The organism is Luteitalea pratensis, assembly GCF_001618865.1.
In the GTDB taxonomy this organism is placed as follows: Bacteria; Acidobacteriota; Vicinamibacteria; order Vicinamibacterales; family Vicinamibacteraceae; genus Luteitalea; species Luteitalea pratensis.
The window spans coordinates 3,730,990-3,748,673 of record NZ_CP015136.1 but is presented as its reverse complement, the minus strand read 5'-3'; the positions used below and the strand labels follow the sequence as shown (position 1 = coordinate 3,748,673).

General features: G+C 67.2%; 14 protein-coding genes. 9 read left to right on the top strand and 5 right to left on the bottom strand.

Annotated features, from left to right (window positions below):
* Positions 1-56: 56 nt before the first annotated feature.
* Positions 57-2,573, bottom strand: a complete 2,517-nt coding sequence (locus LuPra_RS15345) for a TonB-dependent receptor (RefSeq protein WP_157899232.1) — start codon at positions 2,571-2,573, stop codon at positions 57-59.
* A 167-nt stretch (positions 2,574-2,740) separates the two neighbouring features.
* Between LuPra_RS15345 and LuPra_RS15340 the strand changes: the two genes are divergently transcribed.
* From LuPra_RS15340 to LuPra_RS15305, 8 genes are read left to right on the top strand one after another with little or no spacing between them, the layout of a single operon-like run.
* The gene (locus tag LuPra_RS15340) at positions 2,741-3,595 is read left to right on the top strand and encodes a metallophosphoesterase family protein (protein WP_157899231.1); all 855 of its coding nucleotides are present in this window, start codon (positions 2,741-2,743) and stop codon (positions 3,593-3,595) included.
* Between the two features lie 30 nt (positions 3,596-3,625).
* Entirely contained in the window at positions 3,626-4,834 is a 1,209-nt protein-coding gene (locus LuPra_RS15335; RefSeq protein WP_110171556.1) for a Na+/H+ antiporter NhaA, read from the top strand.
* A 34-nt stretch (positions 4,835-4,868) separates the two neighbouring features.
* Positions 4,869-5,054, top strand: coding sequence for a potassium-transporting ATPase subunit F (locus LuPra_RS34540; RefSeq protein WP_110171555.1), 186 nt, complete (start codon positions 4,869-4,871; stop codon positions 5,052-5,054).
* Between the two features lie 5 nt (positions 5,055-5,059).
* A complete protein-coding gene (gene kdpA / locus LuPra_RS15325; RefSeq protein ID WP_110171554.1) occupies positions 5,060-6,775 on the top strand; it encodes a potassium-transporting ATPase subunit KdpA in 1,716 nt (571 codons plus the stop codon).
* A complete protein-coding gene (gene kdpC / locus LuPra_RS15320; protein ID WP_234800402.1) occupies positions 6,772-7,377 on the top strand; it encodes a potassium-transporting ATPase subunit KdpC in 606 nt (201 codons plus the stop codon). Before kdpA ends, kdpC begins: the two co-directional genes overlap by 4 nt.
* Entirely contained in the window at positions 7,370-9,412 is a 2,043-nt protein-coding gene (gene kdpB / locus LuPra_RS15315) for a potassium-transporting ATPase subunit KdpB (protein WP_110171552.1), read from the top strand. The genes kdpC and kdpB overlap by 8 nt, the downstream gene beginning before the upstream one ends.
* Positions 9,413-9,425: 13 nt before the next feature.
* Positions 9,426-10,556, top strand: a complete 1,131-nt coding sequence (locus LuPra_RS15310; RefSeq protein ID WP_110171551.1) for a universal stress protein — start codon at positions 9,426-9,428, stop codon at positions 10,554-10,556.
* A gap of 50 nt (positions 10,557-10,606) precedes the next feature.
* Positions 10,607-11,917 (top strand): sialidase family protein, encoded by a 1,311-nt coding sequence (locus LuPra_RS15305; RefSeq protein ID WP_110171550.1) that lies wholly within the window; start codon positions 10,607-10,609, stop codon positions 11,915-11,917.
* Between the two features lie 88 nt (positions 11,918-12,005).
* Here the strand turns inward: LuPra_RS15305 and LuPra_RS15300 are convergent, their stop codons facing one another.
* The 3 genes from LuPra_RS15300 to LuPra_RS15290 form a co-directional block, all read right to left on the bottom strand.
* A complete protein-coding gene (locus LuPra_RS15300) occupies positions 12,006-13,625 on the bottom strand; it encodes an MltF family protein (protein ID WP_110171549.1) in 1,620 nt (539 codons plus the stop codon).
* Between the two features lie 253 nt (positions 13,626-13,878).
* A complete protein-coding gene (locus tag LuPra_RS15295; RefSeq protein ID WP_110171548.1) occupies positions 13,879-15,081 on the bottom strand; it encodes a serine hydrolase domain-containing protein in 1,203 nt (400 codons plus the stop codon).
* Between the two features lie 69 nt (positions 15,082-15,150).
* Positions 15,151-16,260: a zinc-binding dehydrogenase gene (locus LuPra_RS15290; RefSeq protein WP_110171547.1), complete on the bottom strand. Its 1,110-nt coding sequence runs from the start codon at positions 16,258-16,260 to the stop codon at positions 15,151-15,153.
* A 255-nt stretch (positions 16,261-16,515) separates the two neighbouring features.
* On the opposite strand from LuPra_RS15290, the gene LuPra_RS15285 reads away from it, so the two are divergent.
* The gene (locus LuPra_RS15285) at positions 16,516-16,821 is read left to right on the top strand and encodes a hypothetical protein (protein WP_110171546.1); all 306 of its coding nucleotides are present in this window, start codon (positions 16,516-16,518) and stop codon (positions 16,819-16,821) included.
* A 65-nt stretch (positions 16,822-16,886) separates the two neighbouring features.
* Here LuPra_RS15285 and LuPra_RS15280 read toward each other — a convergent pair whose 3' ends face one another.
* Positions 16,887-17,570, bottom strand: a complete 684-nt coding sequence (locus tag LuPra_RS15280) for a hypothetical protein (RefSeq protein WP_110171545.1) — start codon at positions 17,568-17,570, stop codon at positions 16,887-16,889.
* Positions 17,571-17,684: the final 114 nt, after the last annotated feature.

Genomic DNA, 17,684 nt, shown 5'->3' with positions numbered 1-17,684 from the left:
CCCTCGCGGTGCCTGCCTGCGACACGTGGCCACCGCGACGCGAGCGACTGCCCGGTTCATGGTCGCGTCGTACCCAGGACGAATCCAATCGAGCGCTGGATCGGATTGTAGAACCGGCCATAGTCTGGCGCCGTGATGTTGGCCTGCACGTCGCGCTCGTTGCCGGAGTCCAGCAGGTTGTACACCTTGATGCCTCCCGTGAAGCGGTACTTTCCGAAGTGCCACGGACGCGTGAGCGTGAAGTCGAACGACGAGACGGTCGGCAGGCGGCCCGATCGGTTGCGCTCTCCGACGAAGTCCTGGAACTCGTTCACCGCTGACCACGGAAAACCCGTGCGCCATTCGTAGAGGGGCGACAGCACCCACCGCCCCGGCAGGCCGAGGGTGCCGCGAACGAGCAGCCGGTTGGGCACGTCGGTCGGGCTGGGCCCGTTCTCGTTCGAACGGATGATCGGGTTCCTGAAGTTGCCGAAGAACTGGTCGTAGTCGTTCAGATCCCTGGTGCTGCGGGATCGGACATACGAGACGGTCACGTCTGAGTGTTCGCTGGCGAGGTATCGACCAGTGGTCTCCACCTCCCAGTACCTGGACGCGCCGGCCGAGGCGAGTGTGAGCACGCCGCGGGCCGGATCCGGGTCGATCCTGTACGCGTGCGATCCGTTGCGATGCAGGTAGGCGGCCTTGACGAACACCCGCCGGCCGAAGCGTTGATCCCAGGCGACTGTCTGGACGATGCTCTCGGGCGTCGTCAGGGCGCCGTCGATGACGTGCGCAAACGTGATCGGGACAGCGAGCGGCGTGCCGTCGGGTGCGAACCTGGTCACGGTCTGCATGTCGTACTTCGTGAACGCGCCGACGTTCAGCGGCGTCCGCTCGGCGAACTTGCCGAACCCACCGCGGAGAATGCCGCGCCCCTCCGGCAGCACGCTGATCGACACGCCGATGCGGGGCGAGTAGTTGACGACGTCGACAACCGCGTCCCGGTCGGTCCGAAAGCCCAGCTCGAGGTTCAGGCGATCGTTCACCCGCCAGCGGTCCTGCGCGAAGACGGCGACCTCGGTGCCGCTGACCTCGGGGTCGGTCGAGGGAGGCGAATAGCGCGTGCGCTCGGCGAGCGAGCCGTCGAGACGGACGACGTCGAGCTGCTGGCTGAAGTTGATGCCATCGAAGCGGGTGTGCTGCAGGTCGAGGCCGACCTTGAACACATGCTGGCCGAGCCATCCGTTCTTCGAGAATGTCAGCGCTTCGACGAGCTGCGTGCTGCGGACATCGCGCTCCTGGCGGTTGAAGAAGTTCCCGCTCTGCCCCTGGGGGGCATAGGTCATCGGCAACTCGCCCTGTGTCTTCTGATCCACCTCGAAGGTACGCAGGGCGAGCGTCGACTCGAGGACGGCGTGCGCCGAGAGAATCAGGCGGTCGACCGCCCCGGCGGAGAATCCCTCCTGCGTGAACTTCGGCGTCGTCTCCTCGGGACGGAACGTCGAGAGCGTGGCGTTGGTGATCTTGCGCGGAAAGTAGATGACGCCGCCGGTCAGCGAATGACGTGACGACAGCACCGCGTCGAGCCGTGTGAAGGAGTCGAAGCTGTCCACACCGATCTGCGGCTCGCCGGGCAGGCTCCTGACCGGCGTTCGGGCGAACCGGTACTGCAGGTACTGGCCCAACAGCAGGCGATCCTTCTTGATCGGGCCCGAAATGGACAGCCGCGGTTCGAACTTGTTGACGAACCCGAAGCCCTTGCCGAATCCGGGCATGAGGTTGTCGGGCTTGACGACCCAGTCGTTGGTGCCGCGCTTGGTGCGGACTTGCGTCACGCTCGTCGAGAACCGGCCGTATTCGGCCGCGAAAGGGTTCGACAGCACCTCGACCGACTCCACAGCGCCTCCCGGCAGTTCCAGGTCGAAGTCACCGGTGGACGGATCGTTGAGGCTGGCGCTACTGAGTTGCAGGGCGCCCGTGGTCGGACCGCCGCCCTTGATGCCCAGCCGGCCTTCCGGCCCCCGGATGACGCTCGGGAGCACCGTCAGTAGCGACTGGAAGTCGTCGCCCGCCAGCGGCTGGACGTCCATCTTGGCACCGCTCAACACGTCGCTGACGGCCACCGGTTGCAGGCTCTCGGTCGGCGAATTGGCAGGCACCACCACCTCCACGCTTTCGCGGACGAACGTGAGCCGCATCTCGACGAGTACCTGTTTCGTCGCACCACCGTGCACCGTGAACGGCGCCGACTCGCCGGTGGCGAATCCCTCGCGCGAAGTGGCGACGACGTACCGGCCCGCAGCCACGTCCGGAAACGTCACCTGGCCGACCGAGTCGCTGACCGTTTGCGCCACCGCGACGCGTGCGTCGACGCTGCGAAGCGACGTCGACACGCCGGGAATGCGTACGCCTTCCAGCGCGATGGTCACGACGACCCGGCCGGCGTCCGACGACGGCGGCTGAGCGAGCGGTGACTGTGATGCGACGTCCTGCATCCGCCAGGGCGGCGGCGGTACCAGTCCCAGCGACGTGACCGGGACGACGTTCAGCGTGCAGGCACAGAACGTGGCGAGAATCGTGAGCACCGTTGACACCACGCGACCTCATGATGAGACGCGAGCTTGGCCGGGGGGGCACCGGCAGGTTACCGCGGACGTGATGAACCGAGTATGACCGGATCCCGGCGTCATTTGCCGTTCATGCAGAACGCAGAATAATAGCGGACGTGCGCCCCAGACGGCCTGGCCGATTGGAAGGAGTCGTGAACGCCCGGGTCCGAGGGCTGGTCCTCGCCCTTGCCGTTGCCGCGGCATCCGCCGTCATTGGTGGCCAGACCCCGGCGCCACTTCCCAACCGATCGGGATCCCTCAAGTTTGCCGCCATCGGCGACAATGGCACCGGCGACCCGCCGCAGTACGAAGTCGGCGCGCAGATGGCCCGTCTGCACGGGACCTTTCCATTCGATCTCGTCATCATGCTGGGCGACAACATGTACGGCGGCCAGAAGCCGGCCGACTTCGTGAAGAAGTTCGAGGCGCCGTATGCGCCGCTGCTGCGGGCGGGGGTGAAGTTCCAGGCGTCGCTCGGCAACCATGATCGGCCCGAGAACGTGTCGTACAAGCCGTTCAACATGAACGGCCAGCGGTACTACAGCTACGCCCGCGGGAACGTCAGGTTCTTCGCGCTCGACAGCACCTATATGGACGCCAGGCAGGTGGCGTGGATCGACAACGCCCTGCAGCAGGCGACCGAGGAGTGGAAGATCTGCTACTTCCACCATCCGCTCTATTCGAATGCGGATCGCCATGGCTCGTCGGTCGACTTACGGGTCCTGCTCGAACCCATCTTCGTCAAGCACGGCGTCAACGTGGTGTTCTCCGGTCACGACCACGTGTACGAACGGCTCAAGCCGCAGAAGGGCATCTACTATTTTGTGTCCGGCGCCGCCGGTCAGTTGCGAGCCGGGAACATGAACCCGACGGACCAGACGGCCGCGTCCTTCGATCAGGACCAGAGCTTCATGCTGGTGGAGGTCGCCGGCGCAGAGATGTATTTCCAGGTGATCTCCCGCACCGGCAACACGGTGGATTCCGGCCGGATTAGCCGGCAGCGCTAAGAGACGCGGCAGACACGGACGAGGCATGGCATGACGGATGAAACGCCACGACCGAGCGGCGGTGAGCCACGACGACGCAAGTTGCGTCGCCGCGTGCGCGCCAGCGTGCCGCGCCTGTCGCGCTTTGCCGTCGAGCACCTCCTGCTGCTGCCGGCCGGCGTGCTGGCGGCGCTGGCGTGGGTCAACATCGAGCCCGAAAGCTACTACCGCTTCACCTTCGCGATCGCGTTTGCCGTCAACGACGTCGCCATCGCGCTGTTCTTCGGGCTGATCACCAAGGAGGTCGTCGAGGCCACGGCGCCGGGAGGGGTGCTCCACCCTTGGCGGCGCGCCATGCTGCCGGTGGTGGCGTCGCTGGGCGCCACCGCGGTGCCGGCGCTCGTGCATCTACGCCTCGTCGACGTCTTCGACGATCCGATGCTGGCGGCCGGCTGGCCAGCCACGCTGGCGACCGATCTGGCGATCGGATACTTCGTCGCGCGGCTGATCTTCAAGCCGCACCCGATCGTGCCGCTCTTCCTGCTGCTGGGCATCTCCTCCGACGCGCTGGGGTTCGTGGCGTTGACGCTGTTCAACCCGACCGGCAATCCACACCTTACGGTCGGCGCGCTGTTTGTCGGCAGCGCGCTCGCCATCGCCGCTGGCCTTCGGAGACTGCGCGTCCGGAGCTTCTGGCCCTACCTGATCGGCGCCGGTGGCCTGTCGTGGTTCGGCCTCTACTGGAGCGGCCTGCACCCGGCGTTGGCGTTGGTGCCGATCGTGCCGTTCCTCCCGCACGCCAAGCGCGATCCCGGTTTCTTCGTCGACGCGAAACCGGACGCCAAGGACACGCTCAGCCAGTTCGAGGTGTGGTGGCGCTATCCGGCACAGGTCGCGCTGTTCTTCTTCGGCCTCGTCAATGCGGGCGTGCCGATGGGCGCGCTCGAAGCCGGCACATGGGCACTGCCCCTGGCGGTCGTCTTCGGCCGCCCCGTGGGCCTGCTGGCGGGAACCGGGCTGGCGCTGGCCCTCGGCTTCCATCTGCCGCAGCGTGTCGGATGGCGCGAGTTGATCGTCGCCGGACTGCTCGCCGCGATGGGCCTGAGTGTCGGCTTGTTCTTCTCTGCCGCGATCCTGCCGCCGGGACAGCTGCGATCGGAACTGAGCATGGGCGTGCTCCTGAGCCTTGCCGGCGCACCGCTGGCAGTGGCTGCAGCAATGCTGCTCGGCGTCGGCAGGTTCGCCCGCCAGGCGCACTGAGAGTCGCCGTCGCCGCGGTGGCTCTCTGGTGCCGATGCCTCGAGCACCGAGCGTCGTCGACGACCGCGCTCCTCAGGACTTCTTGAGGCACTCCTTGTCCCGCCTTCAGGGCAACCTCCCTACTGTCTGTAACGACGCCATGACTCTCGTCGCCCTGTGTCTCGTCCTGCTCGCCTTCGTTTACCTGGTCTACGCCATGCTGCGTCCGGAGCGCTTCTGATCGCCATGGGGAGCGACATCGTCATCAACCTCGCGATCATCGCGATCGTCGTCGCCACGAGCCTGCCGCTCGGGCGATACATCTGGAAAGTCTTCACCGACCAGCGCACCTGGCTCGACACCGTCTTCGAACCCATCGAGCGCCTGGTGCTGCGAGCCACGGGCGTGTCCATCGAGGAGCAGGACTGGCGGGCATACGTCGTCAGCCTGCTCGCATCCAACGTCGTGATGTGGGTGGTCGCCTTCGGGGTGCTGACCGTGCAGGCACGGCTGCCGCTCAACCCTGACCGCATCGGTGGCATGGATCCCACGCTGGCCTTCAACACGGCGTCGAGCTTCACCACCAACACGAACCTGCAGCACTACAGCGGCGAGACGGGTCTGTCCACGTTCTCGCAGCTGTTCGTGATCGTCTGGCTGCAATTTGTGACCGCCGCCACGGGCATCGCCGCGTGTATCGCCGTGTTTCGCGGGCTTGCCGGCAACCGTCTCGCGACGCTCGGCAACTTCTACCGCGACTGCGCACGCGCCAGCGTGCGCGTGTTGCTGCCGCTGGCGATGGTGGTGGCCGTCCTGCTGGTGTGGCAGGGCGTGCCGGTGACCTACGGCGGCGCGTCTGCGGCGACCACGGTGGAAGGAAGGGCACAGTCGATCGCACGCGGCATGGTCGCGCCCGAAGTCGCCATCAAGCAGCTCGGCACCAATGGCGGCGGCTATTTCGGGCCGAACTCCGCCCATCCGTTCGAGAACCCGACGCCGCTGTCGAATTTCGTCGAGACCTGGTCGATCGCCGCCATCCCGATGGCGATGGTGTGGACGCTCGGGCACTTCGTCGGTCGCCGGCGGCTCGCTGTGGTGGTGTTTGCCACCATGCTGGCCATCTACGTGCCGATGGTCGTCGGCGCCACGGTGTGGGAGCGCGCCGGAAGCTTGCCGCTGACCGCCATTGGCGTCGACCACACTGCGGGGTCCCTCGAGGGAAAGGAAGTGCGATTCGGCTCTGGACTGTCGGCGCTGTGGGCGGTCACGACGACGGTCACCTCCAACGGGTCGGTCAATGCGATGCACGACTCGATGACACCGCTCGGCGGCCTCATGCTACTGGCCGGCATGTGGCTGAACAACGTCTTCGGCGGCGTCGGCGTCGGTTTGATCAACATGGTGCTCTACCTGATCGTGACGGTATTCGTGGCCGGCATGATGGTCGGCCGGACACCTGAGTTCCTGGGCAAGAAAGTCGAAGCTCACGAGATGAAGCTGGCGAGCCTGGCGCTGCTGTGGCACCCCCTCGTCATCCTCGTGATGACGGCGATCGCCTGCGTCGTGTGGGTGCAGGCGACCGATCCGGGTACGGCGCTCGGCTGGCTGAAGAACCCGGGGCCGCACGGATTCTCGGAGATGCTCTACGAGTTCACCTCGGCGGCGGCCAACAACGGATCGGGATTCGAGGGGCTTGGCGACAACACGCCGTTCTGGAACGTCGCGACCGGCCTGGTGATGCTGCTGTCGCGCTACATCCCGATCATCGCACCCGTCGCGTTGGTCGCGTCGCTGGCGACAAAGCCGGCCACCGAAGCGAGCGCCGGTTCGCTGCGCGCCGACTCGGTGACCTTCGGGACGATGCTCTGGGGCGTCACGATCATCATCGGTCTCCTGATGTTCCTTCCGGTGGCCGTGCTCGGGCCCATGGCGGAGCACCTCTCGCAAGGAGTCATGCGATGACCATGGACCTGGTTCGCGGTGTCCGCTTCGCGATGGCGACGATGTTGCTCTTTGGCGGTGCCTACCCCTTCGCGGTCTGGGGCCTGGCGCAAACGGCCTTCCGCCACCAGGCGCAGGGCTCGCTCGTCATGCGAGCCGATGGCTCGATCATCGGCTCGACGTTGATCGCGCAGCCTTTCGAGGGCGAGGCGTACGTCCACCCGCGGCCGTCAGCCGTCGACTACAACGCCGCGTCCACGGGCGGGACCAACTTCGGCCCCACCAATCCTGATCACCTGAAGGCCGTTGGCGACCGCGTCGCGGCCGTCCGCCAGCGGGAGATGTTCACGAGCGGCGCCATCCCGGCCGACCTGGTGACGGCCAGCGGCGCGGGACTCGATCCGCACCTCTCGCCGGCCGCCGTCGACGTGCAGGTCGCCCGCGTCGCGAGGGCTCGCGGCGTCAGCGTCGACGTCGTGCGCCAGATCGTCGCGGCACACACCGAGCCTCCCACGTTTGGCGTCCTTGGACGGTCCCGCGTGAACGTGCTGCAACTGAATTTGGCGCTGGATGCGGACGTGCCGCGCCGCGCCGATACTCGACAGGACTCGACTCATGAGTGAACGGGCACGGAAGGTCTCCATGTGGGAGGGTCCCATCGTGCGCCGGGCCACCATTGACGCGATGCGGAAACTCGATCCCCGCGTGCAGGTGCGCAATCCGGTGATGTGCCTGGTCACGGCCGGCAGCGTGCTGACGACGATCGCATTCGTGCAGGATCTCGTGTCCGGGACTGGCCACACGCTGTTCACCGGCCAGGTAGCCCTCTGGCTCTGGTTCACGGTGCTGTTTGCCAACTTCGCGGAAGCGATGGCGGAGGGCCGTGGCAAGGCCCAGGCCAATGCACTGCGTCGGACGCGGACAGAGACGGTCGCGAACCGAATCAACGCCGCGGGAACCACCGAGGTGGTCGCCGCGTCGAGCCTGCGCAAGGGCGACGTCGTCCGGGTGACGGCCGGCGAGTTCATCCCCGCCGACGGCGAGATCATCGATGGCATCGCCTCGGTCGACGAATCAGCGATCACCGGCGAGTCCGCACCGGTGATCCGCGAGTCCGGAGGCGACCGGTCCGCCGTGACCGGTGGCACGCGCGTGTTGTCGGACGCGATCACGATACGCGTGACCGCCGATCCCGGGCACACGTTCCTGGACCGGATGATTGCCCTCGTCGAGGGCGCGTCGCGCCAGAAGACGCCCAATGAGCTCGCGCTCGGCATCCTCCTCGCGGCGCTCACGCTGGTGTTCCTGCTCGTGGTCGCGACGCTTGAACCGTTTGCACGCTATGCCGGCGCGTCAATCCCGATTCCTGTGCTGGTCGCCTTGCTCGTGTGCCTGATCCCGACGACCATCGGCGCGCTCATCTCGGCCATCGGCATCGCCGGCATGGACCGGCTCGTGCAGCACAACGTGCTCGCCATGTCGGGGCGTGCCGTCGAGGCCGCCGGCGACGTGGATACGCTGCTGCTCGACAAGACCGGCACGATCACGCTCGGCAATCGCCAGGCCGCCGAGTTGCTGCCCGTCGCCGGCGTGGACGAGCGGACGCTCGCCGAGGCCGCGCAGCTGGCATCGCTCGCCGACGAGACACCCGAGGGACGTTCCATCGTCGTGCTCGCGAAGGAGCGCTTCGGCCTGCGCGCCCGCACGCTGGAGCCGCACGAGGCGACGTTCGTCCCATTCACGGCGCATACCCGGATGTCCGGCGTGGACCTGCCCGGCCGGCGTCTCCGGAAGGGAGCCGCCGAAGCGATTGCCACCTACGTACGCGAGCACGGCGGAACCGTGCCCCCGGAACTCGCCGCACTGGTCGATCGCGTGTCGCGGGCAGGCGGCACACCGCTGGTCGTTGCAGACGATGGACGCGCGCTCGGCGTGGTCCATCTCAAGGACATCGTCAAGGGCGGCATGCGGCAGCGGTTCGAGGCGCTGCGCGCCATGGGCATCCGCACCGTCATGATCACCGGCGACAACCCGGTCACCGCCGAGGCGATCGCGCGGGAAGCCGGTGTCGACGACTTCCTCGCCGAGGCCAGGCCCGAGGACAAGATGGCGTTGATCAAGCGCGAGCAGTCGGCCGGCAAGCTGGTGGCCATGACCGGCGACGGCACCAACGACGCGCCGGCGCTGGCCCAGGCCGACGTCGGCGTGGCGATGAACAGCGGCACCACGGCCGCCAAGGAGGCGGGCAACATGGTGGATCTCGACTCGAATCCGACCAAACTGATCGAGATTGTCGAGATCGGCAAGCAGCTGCTGATGACGCGCGGGGCGCTGACCACGTTCTCGATCGCCAACGACGTGGCCAAGTATTTCGCGATCCTTCCCGCGATGTTCCTGCTCGCCTTTCCCCAGCTGCAGGCGTTGAACATCATGCGGCTCGCCACGCCCGAGTCCGCGATCCTCTCGGCCGTCATCTTCAACGCGTTGATCATCATCGCACTGATTCCGCTGGCGCTACGCGGGGTGAGTTACACGCCGCTCGGTGCGGCCGCCGTGCTGCGTCGCAACCTCCTGGTCTACGGCGCCGGCGGCGTGGTCGTGCCCTTCATCGGCATCAAGGCCATCGACGTGGTGCTCGTGGCCCTGGGCCTTGCCTGACGAGGGCGTGCCGATGACGCACCAGCCTCGGCGATCAGCCGACGCCATCCTGAGTGAATTGCAGGAAGGCTCGCGAGCGCGGCTGCGCGTGTACATCGGCGCGGCGCCGGGCGTCGGCAAGACGTACTCGATGCTGCAGGACGCGCACGCCATGAAGGCCAAGGGCCTCGACGTGGTCATCGGTATCGTCGAGACGTACGGGCGAGCCGACACGGAGGTCCAGGTCGGCAGCCTCGAAGTGGTGCCACGTCGGCGGGTGCCCTATCGCGGCGTGACGCTGGAGGAGCTCGACGTCGATGCCGTCGTCGCCCGCCATCCGCAGATGTGTGTCGTCGACGAACTCGCCCACACCAACGCGCCCGGCAGCCTGCGGGCCAGACGCTACCAGGACGTGATCGCGCTACTCGACGCCGGCATCGGTGTGTTGACGGCGGTGAACATCCAGCACCTCGAGACGCTGAATGACGCCGTTGCCAGGGCCACCGGCGTACGGGTCCGCGAGACGGTCCCCGACACGTTGCTCGACCGCGCTGACGAAGTGGTGAACGTCGATGTCACCGTCGAGGAACTCCGCACGCGCATGCGCGAGGGCCGCATCTACCGTCCCGAGAAGATCGAGCACGCGCTGACGAACTTCTTCCGCAAGGGCAACCTCTCGACGTTGCGCGAACTCGCGCTGCGCGTGGTTGCCGACGATGTCGGCGACAAGGCGGCCGGTTATCGTGCGCGCGAGGGCCTGGACCCGCCGCTGATCCCGGAGCGCGTGATGGTCTGCATGAGTTCGAACCCGGAGGCGCCGCGCGTGATCCGCACCGGCGCGCGCATTGCCGGGCGGCTCGGCTCGCGCTGGTACGCCGTCTACGTGGAAACGCCGGCCGAAACACCGGCCCACATCAAGGCGGGTGACGCCGAGGCGCTGCAGCAGAACATCCGGCTCGCGGAATCGCTCGGCGCCACGGTTGTGAACGTCAAGGCCGGGAAGGCGGCGGACGGGCTGATCGCGTTTGCGCAACGCGAAGGCGTGACGCACGTCATCTTTGGCCAGACCGCCAGGTCGGCCATCGAACTGCTATGGAAGGGGTCGACACTCGACCGCTTCCTGCGGGCCGTTCCGGATGCGACGGTGCAGGTCGTCCCCCTGTGAGGCCACGCCCGTTTTCCTGCCCGCGACCGCTCAGCTACCCTGACAATGGCATGTCACGCAGATACCTGAAGGTGCTCCTCGTTGCCGCCATCGCCGCGGGGCTGGCGACCTGGCCGGCCGCCGCGCCCCTTCCCGACGGCGGCGTCGTGGCATTCGATGTCCCCGGCCGCGCCGACGCCACGCCCTCCGTGGCGGCCGAACAAGCGTTCGTGGCGGTCGCGTGGGGCGCCAGCGCCGACGGCAAGGCCGACGTGTTCGTCGCCACGAGCCGGGATGGCGGGCGCGCGTTTGGCGCTCCCGTGCAGGTAAACCGTACCCCGGGTGAGGGTCGTCTGGGCGGAGAACTGCCGCCACGCGTCGCCCTCCACAAGGTCGCCGGCCAGGCGGTGCCGACGGTCACCGTGCTGTGGAATGCGCGCGGCGCGGCCACTGGCATCAAGGTGGCGCGATCGACGGATGGAGGCCTGACGTTCACGGCGCCGATCGACCTGCAGTCGGACGGCGCGATCGGGGACCGCGGCTGGCCCGCACTGGCGGTCGACGATCGTGGCGACGCGCATGCCGTATGGCTCGATCACCGCGGACTCGCCGCGCGTCGTGCCGCCCAGGGCGAGACGGCGAAGACCGCACGCCATGGCCACGGCGCGCCTGCCAATGGCGATTCATCGGTGATGGCGCAAGGGTCGTCATTGTTCTACGCGTCGTCGGGCACCGGGGCCGTGAAGGAACGTGAAATCACCGCAGGCGTGTGCTACTGCTGCAAGACCGCCCTCGCCGCTGGCCGAGGACGCATGCTCGTCGCGGCGTGGCGTCACGTGTATCCGGGCGACCTGCGAGACATCGCCTTCGCGATCTCGCGGGACGGTGGCCGGTCGTTCTCCGCACCCTCACGGGTCAGCGAGGACGGCTGGGCCATCAACGGCTGCCCTGACGACGGGCCCGCGCTGGTGGTGGACGCCGGCGGCGTCACGCACATCGTCTGGCCCACCGTCATTGGCGGCGACGAACCGGTCGGGGCCCTGTTCTACGCGTCCTCGCGGGACGGCCAGCGATTCACGCCGCGTGTGCGCATCCCGACGCTGGGCAGCCCCAAACCGATGCATCCCCAGATCGCGCTCGCAGCCGACGGGACCCTCGTGGTGGCGTGGGACGAACTGATCGATGGCCGCCGGGTTGCCGCCCTGCGCCGGCTCACCGTCAAGGCCGACGCAGCGCCCGCGTTCGGCGAGGTCGTGCGACTGCCCTCCCAGGGCAACGCCAGCCATCCCGTGCTGGCGTCGTCGTCTGCAGGCGTGTTCACCGCCTGGACGACAGGTGGCGACGACTCGCAGGTTCGCGCCGGCTTGATGCGCCTGCCTTGAGGCGTAAGCCATACGCCGTAAGCCGTAACGCGTAGGCTGGAGGCTGGAGGCTGGAGGCTGGAGCCCGTCCGCTTTGCCCCTCACAGCGTCACTGCGACTTTCTTATTTGCGCCTTTGCGTCGACCCGCCTGTCGTGCTGCGCGCTCAAGAGCGTGTATGCGAGGTAGTACTTGTAGATGTTGCTGACGTAGGTGACCGTCTCGCGGCCGATCCGCTCGGATGCGACGCGCTCGACATTGCCGAACCAGACGTTGGGGTTGAGCCCGCGCTCCGCTGCCTCCCGCCGCAGTTGCCGCAGTCGACCCGGCCCGGCGTTGTAGGCGGCAAACGTCATGAGCCCCTTGTTCAACGGGTCGATCGATTCGTCCTTGAAGTACTGGTCCATCATGAACCGCATGTACTTGACGCCGGCATGGATGTTGGGCTCCAGCTTGTGGATGTCCCCGACATTGAGCTGCTTGCCCGTCGGTGGCATCACCTGCATCACGCCCACCGCGCCGACGGGGCTCTTCACGTTGTTGTCCAGCGTCGATTCCTGGTATCCCTGCGCCGCCATCAACAGGTAATCCATGTCGTACTGGCCCCCGTACTTCCTGAACAGCTCGATCACCTCCCTGAACTTGCGCCGCTCGGCATCCGTCGTGGCGTTCTTGGCAAACTTCACGTTCTTCAGGTAGCGCTGCTCGAGCACCGCACGCAACGTGTCGCCTCGACCGTGCTTGAGGACCCACTCGTCCACCACGGCACGCAGCTTCGGATTCTCCTTGCGGAAGGCGATGGCCAGCGTTCCGCCGGTCCGGACGGCGAGATCCGGATGCACCTTGATGTCGGTGAACACCTGCTGCCAGAACTGCGCCAGGTAGTCGTCGACAATGGTGATCGGCATCAGGCCGGCGTTGACCATCTCGAGGATGTCATCGTCCTCGAGCACGTCCGGCGCCTCATGGATGACGATGGCCGGCTTGCCGCGGCCGGTCAGCTGCGTGCTGAGCTGGGTCAGCGAACCGTAATATGCGCTCGCCTTGCGAACGAACACCTCCCGTCCCGCGAGGTCGTCGAGCGTCGCGAGCGGCGGTGCACCCGGTCCGGTCACCACCACCTGGTTCACGTTGGTGCGTGTCGGCACCGAGAAGGCGGCGACCTTTTCCAACTCCGGCCGGACGGTGACCATGGCCGCGACCATGTCGATGGTTCCGCCCGCCAGGGCCGCATGCAGTTGATCGCGTGACATCGGCACGATGACCACGTGGACCTTGAGGTTGCCGGTCTTGAGACGTTCGTTGAGGTCCTTTTCGAACGACTTCAGCGCCTCATAGGTGAGCCCGTGCTCCTGGCCACGATCGATGAAGTAGTGGGTGCGGTTGAACGTGACACCGACGCGGATCGACCGCCGCTTCACCATCTCGTCGAGGTCGCCTGAGGACGGCCGGTCGATCAGGCGCCGTACTCCCTCCGGAAGCGCGTCGTAGGGAGACGCGGTGGGAGGGATGGGTGCATCGGCAGGCACCGTGGCGGCCAGGGCCGGGTCCGCAGTCGGAGCCGGGACGGGATTGGCTGGTGGTGCCGGGGCCGCCGACGTGGTGGCAGCAGCAGCGGGAGACGTTGCGGGCGCGGAAGGCGTGGCCTCCTGTCCGCCGCAGGCCGCGCCAAGCGACGCCGACAGCAGGGCGCCGATGGCCAGGCGCCGTGCGCGCGAAGATCCTGTCATCGTTCTTTCCTCAGGCCGGGCTCGCGGGGGTTCCGGCGCCATGCCTCATATCGTCCGGGCGCACGCTGCTGCAGACAACACAAATTTTTTGCGGCCCGGGAGGTCGCGGTTCTGGCAATCGGAGCAGATGCAAGTGCGAGGCTTCCCGGAAGCGCCGTCAAATCGCTATTGGCATCGCGAGCTACCACCGTTGGACACGGCTCTGCTGGCAGGACACACGTTGAGGCGACGAGTGGCCGCGCGCATTAGCGCCTCAGCACTGCTTCCGGAGCGAGGCGCAGAGTGCATCACGGAGCGCGACGTCTCTCGGGTCGCCAGTCAGTGTCGTTCCCATCTGGCTGGTCACGTAGCCGTAACCGATGCCCGTCTCGGGATCGGCAAAGCCCATCGCGCCGCCTGCGCCTGGCGCCCCATAGGCACTGGCGCTGCCGAACGGGAAGGCCGGGCACGACTTCATGAAGCCCAGCGAGAACTCGAGGCCCTCGGCCTTCATGCACTCGTCATGGAACCCGCGACCGGGCGGAACTGCCCGGGCCGCCAGCAGGTCGAGCGTTTCCTGCCGAAGTCCCAGCTCGCGGCCGCCGCTGGCGAACACGCCGTAGGCGCGCGCGATGCCGCGCGCGCTACCCACCGCGTTGCCGGACGGCACTTCGAGGTCGCGCGCATAGACACGCGGCTCGTCGAGATACACTGCCGCGCCCGGATTCACCATCAGGGCGCGATGAATGTTTGAGCGCGGGTTCAAGGCCTCGAGGGTGAGCCGAAGCGGGAACCCCCAGAGCAGGGCAAGGCGCCCGGGCGGGGCCAGGACGGCGAGCCGAGAATTCGGAATGTCCTGCGGCAGACCGATATGGACGTCCTCGCCGAGCGCCGCGGCAACCTCGTCGTGGAAGAATTGTCCCAGGGAGCGGTGCCTGGGATCGATGCGGCGCATCAGCTCCCCCTCGTAGAACCCGAGGGTAAGTGCGTGATATGCCTGCCGCATCCCGGGTTCCCATGCCGGCTTCTGGCGAGCCATCACGCCGGCAAGCCGGTCGAGGTCCGCGACGACGTCGCGGTCGACCGGCTCATCGAAGGCGAACAGCCCGGCCTGGTGCGCGAGCAGTTGACGTACGGTGATCGTCTGCTTGCCCTGCTGCGCGAATTCCGGCCAGTAGGTCGCCACCCGCTCCTCGTAGTCCAGCCACCCGCGCGAGTGGGCGATCGCCAGGGTCATCGCGGCCAGGCCCTTGGTGGCCGAGTGGACCACCACCATCGTGTCCCGCTCCCAGGGCGTATCGGTCACCTGGTTCCGGACACCGCCCCATAGGTCTACGACTTTCTCGCCACGGTAGTAGGCGCAGCACGCGCCGCCCACCTCTCCGTGTCGATCGAAGTTCGCCTCGAACGCGTCGCGGACCGCCTCGAAGCCACGACTGACGTGTCCATCTACGACATGAGCTGCCACGGCGCGCATGGTGCCTCCCGGGTCGCAAACCGGCGCCCAGGCAGAACACCTCGGCGCCGTGTCCGAGTGTCTGCCGTTCTACTGCCTGAACGCACGAGCAGTCACGCGCTGGGCTACCAGTTCACCTACGGCCTGCGGTGTCAATGCGATTTTCATCACACCAGCCCTCTGACTGCTGAACATCTCGAAGGCCTCGTGAATGTCGTCGAACGCGAAATGGTGCGTCACCAGCGGCGTCAGATCCACGCGGTCGTGGGCCACCAGTTCGAGCAACCGGCGCATGCGCTCCTTGCCACCCGGGCACAGCGTCATCACGATCCGCTGGTCTCCCAATCCGGCGTGAATGGCCTCGTACGGGGCGACCAGCTTTCCCGAGTACACACCGAGGCTCGAGACCGTCCCCCCAGGCCGGGTAGAACGCAAAGCATTCTCGAACGTTTCCTGCCGGCCCAGCGCCTCGATGGCGACGTCGACGCCGCGGCCGCCCGTCAAGCGGCGAATCTCCGCTACTGGGTCCTGCTCGCGCACATTGACCACATGCGTCGCACCGAAGCGGCGTGCCATCTCGAGGCGCTCAGGGACCGCATCGACACCGACAATGAGCGCGGCGCCGCGAAGTTTGGCACCCAAGGTCGCGCACAGGCCGATTGGACCCTGAGCGAATACGGCGACCGCGTCACCCACGCGCACATTGCCGCTCTCGGCGCCGCTGAGTCCGGTCGAGAAGATGTCTGGCAGCAGGACGACCTGCTCGTCACTCAAGCTGTCCGGTATCACCGCGAGGTTGGCCCGCGCATCCGGCACGCGCAGGTACTCGGCCCATGCGCCGTCGATGGTGTTGCCGAAGCGCCATCCGCCCAGCGGACCTCCGCACTGTGCGTGCGAACCGCCGAGACAGCTGAAGCACTGCCCGCACGGCGTGATGGCCCCGACGATGACACGTTGACCGATGCGGTATTCGGGCTCCAGCCCGTCACCGAGTGCCGCGATCACGCCGACGGGTTCGTGCCCGAGGATCAGCCCGGGACGCACCGGATACTCGCCTCGCACGATGTGGACGTCTGTCCCGCAGATCGTCGTCGTCGTGATGCGGATGACCGCCTCGCCCGTCCCCGGAACCGGAATCGGACGCTCTTCGATGCGCAGTTGATTGGTGCCACCAAAGACAACTGCCTTCATGGCGCTCACATGTGGCTCCCTTCGTGATTCCTTGCCGACTGTAGAGTCAGCAAGGACGATGCCGACCTGGAATGGGGCCAGGCCTTCGGGAGCCACGCAGGCACGTCCGGCGGACATCGCAGCGCGGGGAATTTTGCGTACTGGCGCCGATGTTTACCCACCGGCTGCATGATGCGTCCTCACGTAGTGGGCATGAGCCTGCAGACCTCCAGCTCACGACGCGGGCATGCGGCGTGCACGCTTCGGGGTCGAGGGCGTACTGGCGTGCCGGCTTCCATCGACGTCGCACACACGTCGGCTGGCACGCGGGCCGCCGGAGCAGTCATGGAGTTCCACGTCGATTCAGACTCGCCGCACAGCTTGCCGCAGGACGGTGACGTCCTCGTCGCCCGCACGTGTGCCACCGGGCAGTACAGCGTCGCGATCGTGCCGGAGTGTCCACATCTGCGGTACGAGCGCCGCAGCCGGGCGATGGAGGGGGCCCGATTGCTGGCGCATGACCGCGCGGTGGATGCGTGGCTGTCGGAGGATCTGATCCACTTCGTGCCCCTGGCCCGCTTCCGTGACTAGCCGAAGCCGCGGGGCGGCCGTTAGACTCTGGTGAGCCCCTCCGGTGCGGTGGCTGCTGGACGTCGTCATCCCGCGCTCGCCGCGAACCGGCGTTCCGCCGTGTGCTTGATCGGCCCGAGAGTTGCGCGGCGGATCAGGCGGATCCCGGGCGAGAGGAATGCCCAGTAGGTACGGAACCTGGCACTGGCGTCGTGATCAGTTGGCATCGCACGTGTCTCGGTCCGGAAGATCGACGCGCACGGCGCGACGGGATCGGCACGCAGCGTCCACACGATCTTGACGAGGCCTGGCGCAGCAAACTGTGCGAAGTGCCGGGGATCAACCGCATGGAACGTGGGGTTCGACTCCCACGGTCGGGTGACCGCGCCCAGGACGATTTCCGATCCTGGCTCTTCGGCGAGCACGCCCCACCCGAGTGCGCGCATTTCATCGATGAGACCGGCCGGCAGGTCATTGCGCCGTGGCTCGCTGCCGAGGAGAAGGTCACGCGCCCGGAAGATGGCGCGCGCCAACGGGATGGTGTCCAGTGCGAGCATACGAGCGACGTCCAGCGTCACTGCTGCCGGCGCGTCGACGGCCATGTGCTGCCGCTCCACCACGTCGTAGAGCGGCATGAAACGATCGAGGAACTCATCGCGCTCGTGAGGCCCGGCCGGACGAGGACGCCCGTATCGGAGCCAGGTCACTCCTGCGTACGCGAGGTACGCCGACACCGCCGCCATGCCGCCCAGCATCCCCAGGCGTGTCATCTGTCGAAGCCCCGATGCCCCCACGGCCAACCTCCTCTGTCGATCGCGACATCCGCCGTGGATCGGGAACGCAGTTTCCGTGCCCGGCCATCCGCGTGGTGCCGGATGTGCGCG

Bases quoted from the DNA above. Each gene is read 5' to 3' on its own strand.
- LuPra_RS15335 (WP_110171556.1), top strand. From the start codon at position 3,626: ATGACGGATGAAACGCCACGACCGAGCGGCGGTGAGCCACGACGACGC.
- LuPra_RS34540 (WP_110171555.1), top strand. From the start codon at position 4,869: ATGCCTCGAGCACCGAGCGTCGTCGACGACCGCGCTCCTCAGGACTTC.
- kdpA (WP_110171554.1), top strand. From the start codon at position 5,060: ATGGGGAGCGACATCGTCATCAACCTCGCGATCATCGCGATCGTCGTC.
- kdpC (WP_234800402.1), top strand. From the start codon at position 6,772: ATGACCATGGACCTGGTTCGCGGTGTCCGCTTCGCGATGGCGACGATG.
- kdpB (WP_110171552.1), top strand. From the start codon at position 7,370: ATGAGTGAACGGGCACGGAAGGTCTCCATGTGGGAGGGTCCCATCGTG.
- LuPra_RS15310 (WP_110171551.1), top strand. From the start codon at position 9,426: ATGACGCACCAGCCTCGGCGATCAGCCGACGCCATCCTGAGTGAATTG.
- LuPra_RS15305 (WP_110171550.1), top strand. From the start codon at position 10,607: ATGTCACGCAGATACCTGAAGGTGCTCCTCGTTGCCGCCATCGCCGCG.
- LuPra_RS15300 (WP_110171549.1), bottom strand. From the start codon at position 13,625: ATGACAGGATCTTCGCGCGCACGGCGCCTGGCCATCGGCGCCCTGCTG.
- LuPra_RS15295 (WP_110171548.1), bottom strand. From the start codon at position 15,081: ATGCGCGCCGTGGCAGCTCATGTCGTAGATGGACACGTCAGTCGTGGC.
- LuPra_RS15280 (WP_110171545.1), bottom strand. From the start codon at position 17,570: ATGACACGCCTGGGGATGCTGGGCGGCATGGCGGCGGTGTCGGCGTAC.